This is a genomic window from Neisseria perflava, assembly GCF_002863305.2.
GTDB classification, from domain to species: domain Bacteria; phylum Pseudomonadota; class Gammaproteobacteria; order Burkholderiales; family Neisseriaceae; genus Neisseria; species Neisseria perflava_A.
In genome coordinates, this window is sequence record NZ_CP136962.1 from 1,516,095 (window position 1) to 1,530,332 (window position 14,238).

Sequence of the window (14,238 nt, forward strand, 5' to 3'; positions counted from 1 at the left end):
AGGCCGTCTGAAAACACAGCAGCCTGTTTTTAATGAAAGAATAGCAATGAGCGAATATCTGTTTACTTCCGAATCGGTATCCGAAGGCCATCCGGATAAAGTTGCCGACCAAGTGTCCGATGCGATTTTGGATGCCATCTTGGCGCAAGACCCAAAAGCGCGTGTTGCCGCAGAAACCTTGGTCAACACAGGCTTGTGTGTATTGGCAGGCGAAATTACTACTACTGCCCAAGTGGACTACATCAAAGTCGCCCGCGAAACCATCAAACGCATCGGCTACAACTCCTCCGAGCTGGGCTTTGACGCCAACGGCTGCGCAGTCGGCGTGTACTACGACCAACAATCTCCGGACATCGCCCAAGGCGTGAACGAAGGCGAAGGCATCGACCTGAATCAAGGCGCGGGCGACCAAGGTTTGATGTTCGGCTATGCCTGCGACGAAACCCCTACCCTGATGCCGTTTGCCATCTATTACAGCCACCGCCTGATGCAACGCCAAAGCGAATTGCGCAAAGACGGCCGCCTGCCTTGGTTGCGCCCTGATGCCAAAGCCCAACTGACCGTGGTTTACGACAGCGAAACCGGCAAAGTAAAACGCATCGACACCGTCGTCCTGTCTACCCAGCACGATCCGTCTATCGGTTACGAAGAGCTGAAAAACGCCGTGATCGAACACATCATCAAACCGGTTCTGCCGTCTGAACTGCTGACCGACGAAACCAAATACCTGATCAACCCGACCGGCCGCTTCGTTATCGGCGGCCCGCAAGGCGACTGCGGTTTGACCGGCCGTAAAATCATCGTCGACACCTACGGCGGCGCAGCTCCGCATGGCGGCGGTGCATTCTCCGGCAAAGACCCGTCCAAAGTGGACCGTTCCGCCGCTTACGCCTGCCGCTATGTTGCAAAAAACATCGTAGCCGCCGGTTTGGCAACCCAATGCCAAATCCAAGTTTCCTACGCCATTGGCGTTGCCGAACCGACTTCGATTTCCATCGATACTTTCGGCACCGGCAAAATCAGCGAAGAAAAACTGATTGCCCTGGTTCGCGAACATTTCGACCTGCGTCCTAAAGGCATCGTCCAAATGCTCGACCTACTGCGCCCGATTTACAGCAAGTCCGCCGCCTACGGCCACTTCGGTCGCGAAGAGCCTGAATTTACTTGGGAGCGCACCGACAAAGCAGCCGCATTAAAAGCAGCCGCAGGCGTGTAAACTTCCGCATTTGAGGCCGTCTGAAAAGCAAAACGTTTTCAGACGGCCTTTTTCCTTATACAATAGCTACTTGAATTTCTATATACATTCTGAATAAAGGATACGGATTATGTTCGGCAAACAACTTTTTGAAGAAGTCAGCTCCAAAATCAGCGAAACCATCGCCAACAGCCCTGCCAAAGACATGGAAAAAAACGTTAAAGCCATGCTCGGCAGCGCGTTCAACCGCATGGATTTGGTGACCCGCGAAGAATTCGACATCCAACAACAGGTTTTGATTAAAACCCGTACCAAACTGGCTGAATTGGAAGCCCGTTTGGCCAAACTCGAAGCCGCTCAAGAGCCTGAAGAAGCGGCTTTAAAAGCGGCCGAAGTCGCTGCGGAAGAAGCTGTTGCCGAAATCAAACAACAAACCAAAGCTGCCGAATAAGGCCGTCTGAAACATGTCGCTTGCTTTGGTTTACAGCCGCGCCTTAAGCGGCATGAATGCGCCGGTGGTCGAAGTGGAAGCCCACCTTGCCAACGGCTTGCCACATTTCAATATCGTCGGTTTGCCCGATACTGAAGTCAAAGAAAGCCGCGACCGTGTGCGTGCCGCCATTATCCAAAGCGGCTTCGACTTTCCCGCCAAGAAAATTACCGTCAACCTCGCACCGGCCGACCTCCCAAAAGAATCCGGCCGTTTCGATTTGCCGATTGCCTTAGGCATTCTTACCGCATCGGGACAAATCAATCCTGAAAAGCTCTCCCAATATGAGTTTGCCGGAGAATTGGCGCTATCCGGCCTGCTGCGTCCCGTGCGCGGCGCACTGGCCATGGCATGGCAGGGAATGCAGGCAGGCCGTTCGTTCGTATTGCCGCAAGAAAACGCCGAACAGACTGCCGTTATGCGCGGTATCGCGGTTTATGGAGCGCGTTCTTTGGGCGAAGTGGCCGCCCATTTAAACGGCATCGAACCGTTGACACAAACCGAATGCAAACTGCCACAAAGGCCGTCTGAACAAAGTAAAATTCCTGATTTAGCCGATGTTAAAGGCCAGCATACCGCTCGCCTTGCTTTGGAAATCGCAGCGGCAGGCGGACACAGCCTGCTGATGATGGGTCCGCCGGGTACAGGCAAATCCATGCTTTCGCAACGTTTGCCCGGTATCCTTCCGCCTTTGACCGAAGATGAATTGGTCGAAGTATGGGCATTGCGTTCTCTCCTGCCCAACCATCAACAGCAACTCGACAGCAACCGTCCTTTCCGCAGCCCTCATCACAGTGCCAGCTCGGCTGCCATGGTGGGTGGCGGTTCAGACCCACGTCCGGGCGAAATTTCATTGGCGCATCACGGTGTGTTGTTTTTAGACGAATTGCCCGAGTTTGACCGTAAAGTATTAGAAGTGTTGCGCGAACCTTTGGAAAACGGCGAAATCCATATTTCCCGCGCCGCACGCCAAGCAGTTTATCCGGCCAAGTTCCAACTTGTCGCCGCCATGAACCCCTGCCCTTGCGGCTATCTTGGCCATCCGTCCAAACCTTGCCGTTGCACGCCTGAAAGTGTTGCCCGCTATCGCAACAAAATTTCAGGGCCATTGCTCGACCGTATTGATTTAACCATCGAAGTACCCAGCCTTTCCGCTGCCGAGCTGATGCAACAAGAAGCAGGCGAATCCAGTGCCACCGTATTGGAACGCGTTACCGTCGCACGCAAAATCCAATACAACCGACAAGGCAAAGTCAATGCCGAACTGAGTGTCAGCGAGCTCGATAGCAAAGCCCGTATTCAAAAAGAAGCGCAAGAAGCCTTGGGAACCATGCTCGAAAAACTATCCCTTTCCGCCCGAAGTTTCCACCGCATCATGCGCGTCGCCCGTACGCTGGCCGATTTGGCAGGGGACGAAGAAGTCAGCAAAACCCATGTGATGAAAGCCATAGGCTTCCGTCGCGCCCTTTAACTTTTCAGACGGCCTGAATCTTTATGTTTAAGTAAAACTAGAGTAAACAAAGCATCAGGATTTTGCCGTCCATAACGGTTATTGATAAAATATCGAATCCAAACTCAGACAGTCTCCCTTCAGACCGTCTGAACACATTATTACAAGGTAAGTCATGAAAAAATCTACACAATATGGCAAAGGCTTGGCCGGTTTCTTTTTCGGTCTGATACTGGCAACAGGTATTATTGCCGGTATTTTGTTCTTCCTGAACCAAGGCAACCAAAACGTTTTCAAAGAGCTGACCCAGCCTAAACAAAGTGAAGAACCTGAAATCCTGAAGCCTCAAGACAAAGCAGAGAAACGCCCTGCTACCGACAATTCGTCCAGCCAAGCAGATGAAGAAAAAGCCAAAGCTGAAAAAGAAGCTGCTGAGAAAGAAGCCAAAACTAAAGAAGAGGCTGAAAAGGCTGCCAAAGAAGCTGAAGAAAAAGCTCAAGCGGAAAAAGAAGCTCAGGAAAAAGCCGAACAAGCAGAACGTGAAGCCAAAGAAAAAGCTGAAAAAGCCGCCGCCGATAAAGCTGAACGCGAAGCCAAAGAAAGAGCAGACAAAACTGCCGCCGACAAAACCGAACGTGAAGCCAAAGAAAAATCTGCAAAAGCGGAAGCAGAAAAAGAAGCCGCCAAGAAAAAACTGGCCGAGAAAAAAGCCGAATTAGAAAAAAAACGCGCAGAAAAAGCCAAAGCTGAAAAAGAAGCTGCTGATAAAACTGCAAAAGACAAAAAAGCGGCCGACCAACTTACCGACAAACAAAAAGAGCGTGCCGAGCGCAAATTGGCTGAAAAAAAAGCAGCCGAAGCCAAAAAACAAAACAAGCCGACACCTGAGCAAATCCTCAACAGCGGCAGTATCGAAAAAGCACGTAAAGCAGCAAATGCCTCTTCAACAAAAGAAAGCAGCAACGCTGCAAGTAAACAGTCAGCAGAAAAAGCCGAAGCAGCTGCCAACAGCGGTAAAAAGGTATTCCTGCAACTTGGTTCATATGCAGACCGTTCCAGCGCAGATTCACAACGTGCGAAATTGGCTATTTTAGGTGTTTCTTCCAAAGTGGTTGAATCGCAAAACGGCGACAAAACCATTTACCGAGTTCAAAGTAACACCATGCCGCAGGAAGCTGCTGTAAAACTGCAAAAAAACCTGCAAGGCCATAATATCAACGGCTTGATTCGTTCTAGCAAATAATGGAATCACTGATGAAGCAGCGTATAAAACAAACCATTGCCGCACTCAGCCTGAGCCTGCTCAGTCTGAGTGCGCAGGCTGCTACCGAAGGCGTGGACTATACTGTTCTTAGTCGTCCTATCCCGCAGCAACAAGCCGGAAAAATTGAAGTGCTTGAGTTTTTCGGCTACTTCTGCGTTCATTGTTACCATCTCGATCCGGTTTTGTTGCAACACAGTAAAACCTTCGCTAAAGATGTTTCCTTACGGACAGAGCACGTCGTTTGGATGCCTGAAATGTTGGGTTTGGCCAAGGTTGCCGCAGCCGTCAATCTTTCAGGTTTGAAATATCAAGCCAATCCAGTCATCTTCAAAGCAGTTTACGAACAAAAAATTAACCTGGCCGATACCAATGTATTCCGATCGTGGGTGGGTAAACAAACGAGTTTTGATAGTAAAAAACTGCTTCAAGCCTACAACAATCCTGCTGCCGCATCGGCTGCTGCAAAAATGCAGCAATTGACGGAAACTTATCGAATTGAAAACACACCAACTGTCATCGTCGGTGGTAAATACAAAGTCAATTTCAACGGTACCGACTGGAAAGTCGGTATGAAAACCATAGACGAGCTCATCATCAAAGTCCGCCGCGAACAATCCTCAAAACCACTTTAACTATTCAACAAAAGAAAGACGGCCTCAAGGCCGTCTGAAAACTTATGGACATTCTGATTTTATTTAAAGCACTTATTCTCGGTATTATCGAAGGTTTAACCGAGTTTCTCCCTATTTCCAGTACCGGTCACTTGATTGTATTTGGCGACTTAATGAATTTCCAAAGTAACGGTAAAGTATTCGAAATTGCCATCCAACTCGGTGCAGTATTAGCCGTCGTATTCGAATACCGCCAACGATTCACCCATATCATAAAAGGGCTGGGTAAAGAACGAACAGCCAATCGCTTTGTACTGAATTTATTTATTGCCTTCATACCAGCTGCGGTTGTTGGCCTCTTATTCAGTAAACAAATTAAATTGCATCTTTTCAACCCGATTACCGTTGCTACCATGCTGGTATTAGGTGGCTTCTTTATTTTATGGGTTGAAAACCGCCAAACAACAGCCAAACCTAAAGTAAACCATGTCGATGATATGCGCCCAATTGACGCATTTGTTGTAGGATGCGCCCAAATTTGTGCCCTTATCCCTGGGACATCACGTTCAGGCAGTACCATCATGGGCGGTATGCTGTGGGGATTAGAGCGTAAAACGGCTACCGAATTTTCATTCTTCCTTGCTGTACCAATGATGATTGCGGCCACAGGTTACGACATCTTAAAAAACTACAAACTTTTTACCTTGCAAGATGTCGGACAAATTGCCATCGGTTTTATCGCAGCATTTATCGCCGGTTTATTGGCAGTAAAAGCTTTGCTGAAATTTGTTTCCAGTAAAAACTATGTTCCTTTTGCCTACTACCGTATTGTATTTGGTGGTCTGATTCTCCTTACTTGGATACTGGGCTGGGTCAGCTGGAGCGAATAACCCATCCTCCCCCACCAAAGGACGTGCCTGTGCACGTCCTTTTTACTTTCTTATCTCCTTTCCACTCGATTGTCACCCCATAAAAGGCTTACACTCCGCATCATTGCCCCTAAATATCTCCTCGCCGTCCGTACAGCTTCCCTTACTCTTCATCTTCCCGCACACTACTGCTGTCAACGACTCGTTCAAACGCAATACCCTCGGTTCCGCCTCCCTGTCCAACGCCACCGCCTTCAAGGTAAACTTACCCTCCAGGATGCCCTTAGCCTGACCGCTCATCCTGATACAGAAACCGCCCGCCTCCTTCACCGGCAATTCCGACCACTTCGTCGACGTCAGCTTAAAGCTGCCCTTTTTTGTGTAGAACTGCTCCATAAAGCGCGCATTTTCCAGCAGGGCGGCATGAGCCGCACGCAAGTTGGCCGAGCGGACTGACTCCCGATAGGCCGTAAAGGCCGCCGTTGCCAAGATCGAAACCAGCAGTATCACCACCAACAGCTGTATCAAAGAGTACCCCCTCTGCACAGTTGCTCCATTCCGTTTGCCAACAAATGTTTTTAAGTACATATCTTTAATTCCCTTTATCTTTTATATCCCTATCCAACAAGAGGCACCTTATCCGTTTATCCCTTTACCCAATATAAAGCCCCCAGTGGTCCAAGCTCTCATTGCCACCCCCAAACAAAGCCGCCCCGTGGCCCAACCGGCAAACGGTTCGGCCGCAGGGCGGCATATAGGCAGAGTCCGGCTTATTTTTTCACGGCAGGCTGTGCAGCCTTAGGCGCGGCAGAAGAAACCGTCGCCTCCGCCTTCAACTTGTTCAGCACCGCATCACCGATGCCCTTCACGTTTTTCAGCTCCTCCACCGATTTGAACGCACCGTTCTTCTGACGGTATTCCACAATCGCTTTCGCCTTAGCCGGGCCGATACCCGGCAATGCCTCCAGCTCGGCAGAAGAGGCCGTATTGACATTCACGGCAGCCAAAGAGAATGCCGTACACACGGTGGCAAAGACACCAAATAAAAATTTCTTCATCAGGGTTTTCCTATAACGTGTTGGATTGAATCAACCGGGCCGGCTGCAGGACGGTTTTACTTCCCCGCAGACACTGCCACACGACAGTAGAACACGGCCCTACTCCATATAAATGCATACGACATAATAACGCAAATACCGTTTAATTTCAAATATTCCAAACGGTTAACCGTAACTTTCGGTACTTTTGTGCAAGAATAACAACAGGGTAAATATTTCCGATTCCAATACCAAGATGCACGACTACTCCATAAACACCGGCACATCACTACCCCAATGTTTGGTCCCAACACCTGTTACCCCAATTCTGCCGCCAAACCGACAGAAACGACAGGCATGTAAAAAGCCCCCGACATCAGTCGGGGGCTTCGGAATGGGTGTTTGGCGGTGACCTACTTTCACATGGAAGAACCACACTATCATCGGCGCTGAGTCGTTTCACGGTCCTGTTCGGGATGGGAAGGCGTGGGACCAACTCGCTATGGCCGCCAAACTTAAACTGTTACAAATCGGTAAAGCCTTAATCAGTATAAATGGTGATGACTGAATCAGTCAGTAAGCTTTTATCTTTGAAGTTCTTCAAATGATAGAGTCAAGCCTCACGAGCAATTAGTATGGGTTAGCTTCACGCGTTACCGCGCTTCCACACCCCACCTATCAACGTCCTGGTCTCGAACGACTCTTTAGTGTGGTTAAACCACAAGGGAAGTCTCATCTTCAGGCGAGTTTCGCGCTTAGATGCTTTCAGCGCTTATCTCTTCCGAACTTAGCTACCCGGCTATGCAACTGGCGTTACAACCGGTACACCAGAGGTTCGTCCACTCCGGTCCTCTCGTACTAGGAGCAGCCCCCGTCAAACTTCCAACGCCCACTGCAGATAGGGACCAAACTGTCTCACGACGTTTTAAACCCAGCTCACGTACCACTTTAAATGGCGAACAGCCATACCCTTGGGACCGACTACAGCCCCAGGATGTGATGAGCCGACATCGAGGTGCCAAACTCCGCCGTCGATATGAACTCTTGGGCGGAATCAGCCTGTTATCCCCGGAGTACCTTTTATCCGTTGAGCGATGGCCCTTCCATACAGAACCACCGGATCACTATGTCCTGCTTTCGCACCTGCTCGACTTGTCGGTCTCGCAGTTAAGCTACCTTTTGCCATTGCACTATCAGTCCGATTTCCGACCGGACCTAGGTAACCTTCGAACTCCTCCGTTACTCTTTGGGAGGAGACCGCCCCAGTCAAACTGCCTACCATGCACGGTCCCCGACCCGGATTACGGGTCTGGGTTAGAACCTCAAAGACACCAGGGTGGTATTTCAAGGACGGCTCCACAGAGACTGGCGTCTCTGCTTCAAAGCCTCCCACCTATCCTACACAAGTGACTTCAAAGTCCAATGCAAAGCTACAGTAAAGGTTCACGGGGTCTTTCCGTCTAGCAGCGGGTAGATTGCATCTTCACAACCACTTCAACTTCGCTGAGTCTCGGGAGGAGACAGTGTGGCCATCGTTACGCCATTCGTGCGGGTCGGAACTTACCCGACAAGGAATTTCGCTACCTTAGGACCGTTATAGTTACGGCCGCCGTTTACTGGGGCTTCGATCCGATGCTTGCACATCTTCAATTAACCTTCCAGCACCGGGCAGGCGTCACACCCTATACGTCCACTTTCGTGTTAGCAGAGTGCTGTGTTTTTAATAAACAGTCGCAGCCACCTATTCTCTGCGACCCTCCAGGGCTTACGGAGCAAGTCCTTAACCTTAGAGGGCATACCTTCTCCCGAAGTTACGGTATCAATTTGCCGAGTTCCTTCTCCCGAGTTCTCTCAAGCGCCTTAGAATTCTCATCCTGCCCACCTGTGTCGGTTTGCGGTACGGTTCAATTCAAACTGAAGCTTAGTGGCTTTTCCTGGAAGCGTGGTATCGGTTACTTCATGTCCGTAGACACTCGTCGTCACTTCTCGGTGTTAAGAAGACCCGGATTTGCCTAAGTCTTCCACCTACCGGCTTAAACAAGCTATTCCAACAGCTTGCTAACCTAACCTTCTCCGTCCCCACATCGCATTTGAATCAAGTACAGGAATATTAACCTGTTTCCCATCGACTACGCATTTCTGCCTCGCCTTAGGGGCCGACTCACCCTACGCCGATGAACGTTGCGTAGGAAACCTTGGGCTTTCGGCGAGCGGGCTTTTCACCCGCTTTATCGCTACTCATGTCAACATTCGCACTTCTGATACCTCCAGCACACTTTACAATGCACCTTCATCGGCCTACAGAACGCTCCCCTACCATGCCAGTAAACTGGCATCCGCAGCTTCGGTTATAGATTTGAGCCCCGTTACATCTTCCGCGCAGGACGACTCGACCAGTGAGCTATTACGCTTTCTTTAAATGATGGCTGCTTCTAAGCCAACATCCTGGCTGTCTGGGCCTTCCCACTTCGTTTACCACTTAATCTATCATTTGGGACCTTAGCTGGCGGTCTGGGTTGTTTCCCTCTTGACAACGGACGTTAGCACCCGCTGTCTGTCTCCCGAGGAACCACTTGATGGTATTCTTAGTTTGCCATGGGTTGGTAAGTTGCAATAACCCCCTAGCCATAACAGTGCTTTACCCCCATCAGTGTCTTGCTCGAGGCACTACCTAAATAGTTTTCGGGGAGAACCAGCTATCTCCGAGTTTGTTTAGCCTTTCACCCCTATCCACAGCTCATCCCCGCATTTTGCAACATGCGTGGGTTCGGTCCTCCAGTACCTGTTACGGCACCTTCAACCTGGCCATGGATAGATCACTCGGTTTCGGGTCTACACCCAGCAACTGTTCGCCCTATTAAGACTCGGTTTCCCTACGCCTCCCCTATTCGGTTAAGCTCGCTACTGAATGTAAGTCGTTGACCCATTATACAAAAGGTACGCAGTCACACCACAAGGGTGCTCCCACTGTTTGTATGCATCAGGTTTCAGGTTCTATTTCACTCCCCTCCCGGGGTTCTTTTCGCCTTTCCCTCACGGTACTGGTTCACTATCGGTCGATGATGAGTATTTAGCCTTGGAGGATGGTCCCCCCATATTCAGACAGGATTTCACGTGTCCCGCCCTACTTTTCGTACGCTTAGTACCACTGTTGAGATTTCGAATACGGGACTATCACCCACTATGGTCAAGCTTCCCAGCTTGTTCTTCTATCTCGACAGTTATTACGTACAGGCTCCTCCGCGTTCGCTCGCCACTACTTGCGGAATCTCGGTTGATTTCTTTTCCTCCGGGTACTTAGATGGTTCAGTTCTCCGGGTTCGCTTCGCTTATCCTATGTATTCAGATAAGGATACCTCCTAAGAGGTGGGTTTCCCCATTCGGACATCGCGGGATCATAGCTTTATTGCCAGCTCCCCCACGCTTTTCGCAGGCTTACACGTCCTTCGTCGCCTATCATCGCCAAGGCATCCACCTGATGCACTTATTCACTTGACTCTATCATTTCAAGAACCTCTTTGACTTCGTTTGCCTACCCGTTGACTAGGGAAGCAAACTTGAAATTCCTACTTTGATAAAGCTTACTACTTTGTTGTGTCTTAATCCTGCCTTTTGTGTTTCAGGATTAAGTCGATACAATCATCACCCAAATACTGTGTTTGTTTTCTTTTCTCTTGCAAGAGATTTTTTATCCTTTGCAAAGAACAAAAAATCAAAACAAACTCATTGTCTTTGTTTGTTGATTTCGGCTTTCCAATTTGTTAAAGATCGATGCGTCGATATTTCACTTCGCAAATCAAAATAAGCTGCTAAGTATAGCAGGCTTCCTTTGATTTGTAAAGTTCTTGGTGGAGGCAAACGGGATCGAACCGATGACCCCCTGCTTGCAAAGCAGGTGCTCTACCAACTGAGCTATGCCCCCGTTCTTGGTGGGTCTGGGAGGACTTGAACCTCCGACCCCACGCTTATCAAGCGTGTGCTCTAACCAGCTGAGCTACAAACCCGGATTCTCTTCTTAAGCGAATCTTGTCTTCACTCAAGCTTTTCTCTTCCGCATCTTTTACAGTTTACCGATAAGTGTGAATGCATCAGACCTCTTCTTTCTCTAGAAAGGAGGTGATCCAGCCGCAGGTTCCCCTACGGCTACCTTGTTACGACTTCACCCCAGTCATGAAGCATACCGTGGTAAGCGGGCTCCTTGCGGTTACCCTACCTACTTCTGGTATCCCCCACTCCCATGGTGTGACGGGCGGTGTGTACAAGACCCGGGAACGTATTCACCGCAGTATGCTGACCTGCGATTACTAGCGATTCCGACTTCATGCACTCGAGTTGCAGAGTGCAATCCGGACTACGATCGGTTTTGTGAGATTGGCTCCACCTCGCGGCTTGGCTACCCTCTGTACCGACCATTGTATGACGTGTGAAGCCCTGGTCATAAGGGCCATGAGGACTTGACGTCATCCCCACCTTCCTCCGGCTTGTCACCGGCAGTCTCATTAGAGTGCCCAACTAAATGATGGCAACTAATGACAAGGGTTGCGCTCGTTGCGGGACTTAACCCAACATCTCACGACACGAGCTGACGACAGCCATGCAGCACCTGTGTTACGGTTCCCGAAGGCACTCCTCCGTCTCTGGAGGATTCCGTACATGTCAAGACCAGGTAAGGTTCTTCGCGTTGCATCGAATTAATCCACATCATCCACCGCTTGTGCGGGTCCCCGTCAATTCCTTTGAGTTTTAATCTTGCGACCGTACTCCCCAGGCGGTCAATTTCACGCGTTAGCTACGCTACTAAGCAATCAAGTTGCCCAACAGCTAATTGACATCGTTTAGGGCGTGGACTACCAGGGTATCTAATCCTGTTTGCTACCCACGCTTTCGAGCATGAACGTCAGTGTTATCCCAGGAGGCTGCCTTCGCCATCGGTATTCCTCCACATCTCTACGCATTTCACTGCTACACGTGGAATTCTACCTCCCTCTGACACACTCTAGTCACCCAGTTCAGAACGCAGTTCCCAGGTTGAGCCCGGGGATTTCACATCCTGCTTAAGTAACCGTCTGCGCTCGCTTTACGCCCAGTAATTCCGATTAACGCTCGCACCCTACGTATTACCGCGGCTGCTGGCACGTAGTTAGCCGGTGCTTATTCTTCAGGTACCGTCATCAGCTGTCGGTATTAGCAACAGCCTTTTCTTCCCTGACAAAAGTCCTTTACAACCCGAAGGCCTTCTTCAGACACGCGGCATGGCTGGATCAGGCTTGCGCCCATTGTCCAAAATTCCCCACTGCTGCCTCCCGTAGGAGTCTGGGCCGTGTCTCAGTCCCAGTGTGGCGGATCATCCTCTCAGACCCGCTACTGATCGTCGCCTTGGTAGGCCTTTACCCCACCAACTAGCTAATCAGATATCGGCCGCTCGAATAACGCAAGGCCCGAAGGTCCCCTGCTTTCCTCCTCAGAGAATATGCGGTATTAGCTAATCTTTCGATTAGTTATCCCCCATTACTCGGTACGTTCCGATATATTACTCACCCGTTCGCCACTCGCCACCCAAGAAGCAAGCTTCTCTGTGCTGCCGTCCGACTTGCATGTGTAAAGCATGCCGCCAGCGTTCAATCTGAGCCAGGATCAAACTCTTATGTTCAATCTCTAACTTATAACTTCTGGTCTGCTTCAAAGAAACCGACAGGACAATGTCTAAAACATTATCTTGTCTGTCTTTTAAACAGTGTGAGGCCTAATGCACTCACACTTATCGGTAATCTGTTTTTTAAAGAGCGAATCGAATTATACAGTACATTTAGCAAATGTCAACTAAAATTATCGAAAATTCTAACTAACTGTGTTATACTGTCTGCTTCGTTTTCTTCACCGCGTCAGCAGCGAAGAACCGAACTATACGCCTCCCAACAAAACCAGTCAACACCTTTCGCAAAATTATTTCTAGAAATTTAACCACCACCCTGTTTTAACAGGGTTTTTATTTTTCTAAAAACACTCAAATCCTCCCTATTCGCTTCCCAAATCCAACCCGATTCAATACTAAGGCCGTCTGAAAGAGTATTTCAGACGGCCTTTTAAATTTGACCTATTCTTTAATTTATATTGTTGACGCTTGTTTTTTGGTATGATGTTTCTTTGATTTTATTTCAGCTTCGAGTTTGCTATGTCTGTCTATACCAGTGTTTCCGACGCTCAAATGCGCGATTTCTTGCTGCAATATGATTTGGGAGATTTTGTCTCTTTGCAGGGGATTGCTCAAGGAATTACTAACAGTAATTATTTTCTGACTACCTCAACCGGTCGTTATGTATTGACTGTTTTTGAGGTTTTAAAATCAGAGGAACTACCTTTCTTTTTAGAGCTAAACCAACACTTGAGCCAAAATGGCGTTGCCTGCGCCGCTCCGATTGCTCGTAAAGATGGCGGACTGCATTCTATGTTAGCCGGAAAACCTGCTTGCTTGGTAACTTGTTTGAATGGCTCCGATACCGGCTGGCCGACTGAGGCACAATGTTTCCACACTGGTGCGATGTTGGCCAAAATGCATTTAGCCGGCCAAGATTTTCCTTTAAAAATGAAAAATCCCCGTTATGATGGTTGGTGGCATGATGCCTGCACCCAGTTGCTCCCGGTTTTAGATAGCGAAGATGCCAAACTGCTTCAAGCTGAAATTGCTGCTTTAGATGAAAATCTTGGAGAACATTTGCCTTCCGGTATTATCCATGCCGATTTATTTAAGGATAATGTATTGCTTAATGGAGATGAAGTTTCCGGCTTTATCGATTTTTATTATGCGTGCAATGGTAATTTCATGTACGACTTGGCCATTGCAGTTAACGACTGGGCGCGGACAGCCGATAATAAATTAGACCCTGCTCTTTATGATGCTTTTATCCATGGCTATGAAAGCGTGCGTCCTTTATCTGATGAAGAACGTGCATATTTCCCTACGGCACAAAGAGCCGGATGTATTCGTTTCTGGGTATCTCGCCTGCTCGATTTCCATTTCCCTCAATCAGGAGAAATGACGTTTATTAAAGATCCAAATGTATTTAGGGATCTGCTATTGAGTCTTAATGAGAGATAGCCATAAAACTATTACAATCCAATTTAGATAAGTTTAAAAGTTTTTCTCTTCCTTAAAATCCTCTAAATTCTTTCTATTCAAATTTAGAGGATTTTTCACGTGTCTTTTGCCAGATTCTCTAATAACACTCCCCTATCAAATCATTATTCATCCATAAGTTATGAAACATTTTGCTTGATACTGCTCCCATACCCTAAATTCATCTATTAATATGAAAAACTCACTC

The 14,238-nt window shown here is 48.6% G+C and carries 9 protein-coding genes, 2 tRNA genes and 3 rRNA genes; 7 read left to right on the forward strand and 7 right to left on the reverse strand.

The genetic code is table 11. The features are described from left to right. The first annotated feature begins 46 nt into the window (after positions 1 to 46). The 6 genes from metK to CYJ98_RS07045 all read left to right on the forward strand — a co-directional run bounded on the left by metK (position 47) and on the right by CYJ98_RS07045 (position 5,900). Entirely contained in the window at positions 47 to 1,216 is a 1,170-nt protein-coding gene (metK, locus tag CYJ98_RS07020) for a methionine adenosyltransferase (protein WP_049351011.1), read from the forward strand. Between the two features lie 109 nt (positions 1,217 to 1,325). Beyond that, positions 1,326 to 1,646 carry an accessory factor UbiK family protein gene (locus CYJ98_RS07025; RefSeq protein ID WP_101755251.1) on the forward strand — a complete coding sequence of 107 codons (321 nt, stop codon included), beginning with the start codon at positions 1,326 to 1,328 and terminating at the stop codon, positions 1,644 to 1,646. Between the two features lie 13 nt (positions 1,647 to 1,659). Beyond that, complete coding sequence (locus CYJ98_RS07030; protein ID WP_101755250.1) at positions 1,660 to 3,156, forward strand: YifB family Mg chelatase-like AAA ATPase; 1,497 nt, start codon at positions 1,660 to 1,662, stop codon at positions 3,154 to 3,156. A 154-nt stretch (positions 3,157 to 3,310) separates the two neighbouring features. Further along, the gene (locus tag CYJ98_RS07035; RefSeq protein ID WP_101755249.1) at positions 3,311 to 4,378 is read left to right on the forward strand and encodes an SPOR domain-containing protein; all 1,068 of its coding nucleotides are present in this window, start codon (positions 3,311 to 3,313) and stop codon (positions 4,376 to 4,378) included. An 11-nt stretch (positions 4,379 to 4,389) separates the two neighbouring features. Continuing rightward, complete coding sequence (locus CYJ98_RS07040) at positions 4,390 to 5,031, forward strand: thiol:disulfide interchange protein DsbA/DsbL (RefSeq protein ID WP_101755418.1); 642 nt, start codon at positions 4,390 to 4,392, stop codon at positions 5,029 to 5,031. A gap of 44 nt (positions 5,032 to 5,075) precedes the next feature. Then, positions 5,076 to 5,900: an undecaprenyl-diphosphate phosphatase gene (locus tag CYJ98_RS07045; RefSeq protein WP_101755248.1), complete on the forward strand. Its 825-nt coding sequence runs from the start codon at positions 5,076 to 5,078 to the stop codon at positions 5,898 to 5,900. A gap of 72 nt (positions 5,901 to 5,972) precedes the next feature. Here the strand turns inward: CYJ98_RS07045 and CYJ98_RS07050 are convergent, their stop codons facing one another. From CYJ98_RS07050 to CYJ98_RS07080, 7 genes are all read right to left on the reverse strand, one after another. Then, the gene (locus CYJ98_RS07050; RefSeq protein WP_167382852.1) at positions 5,973 to 6,467 is read right to left on the reverse strand and encodes a type IV pilin protein; all 495 of its coding nucleotides are present in this window, start codon (positions 6,465 to 6,467) and stop codon (positions 5,973 to 5,975) included. Positions 6,468 to 6,649: 182 nt separating this feature from the next. Then, entirely contained in the window at positions 6,650 to 6,937 is a 288-nt protein-coding gene (locus tag CYJ98_RS07055) for a ComEA family DNA-binding protein (protein WP_317869910.1), read from the reverse strand. A gap of 379 nt (positions 6,938 to 7,316) precedes the next feature. Next, positions 7,317 to 7,430: ribosomal RNA gene (gene rrf / locus CYJ98_RS07060) — 5S ribosomal RNA — on the reverse strand. A 95-nt stretch (positions 7,431 to 7,525) separates the two neighbouring features. Then, a 23S ribosomal RNA gene (locus tag CYJ98_RS07065) occupies positions 7,526 to 10,414 on the reverse strand. 348 nt (positions 10,415 to 10,762) lie between these two features. After that, positions 10,763 to 10,838, reverse strand: a tRNA-Ala gene (locus CYJ98_RS07070). Positions 10,839 to 10,843: 5 nt separating this feature from the next. After that, a tRNA-Ile gene (locus tag CYJ98_RS07075) sits at positions 10,844 to 10,920 on the reverse strand. Positions 10,921 to 11,025: 105 nt separating this feature from the next. Further along, positions 11,026 to 12,566: ribosomal RNA gene (locus tag CYJ98_RS07080) — 16S ribosomal RNA — on the reverse strand. The 16S, 23S and 5S rRNA genes sit together here with 2 tRNA genes alongside, the layout of an rRNA operon. A 522-nt stretch (positions 12,567 to 13,088) precedes the next feature. Here CYJ98_RS07080 and thrB point away from each other — a divergent pair. After that, on the forward strand, positions 13,089 to 14,012 hold the full coding sequence (gene thrB, locus CYJ98_RS07085; RefSeq protein WP_101755950.1) for a homoserine kinase: 924 nt from the start codon (positions 13,089 to 13,091) through the stop codon (positions 14,010 to 14,012). The last annotated feature ends 226 nt before the right edge of the window (positions 14,013 to 14,238 follow it).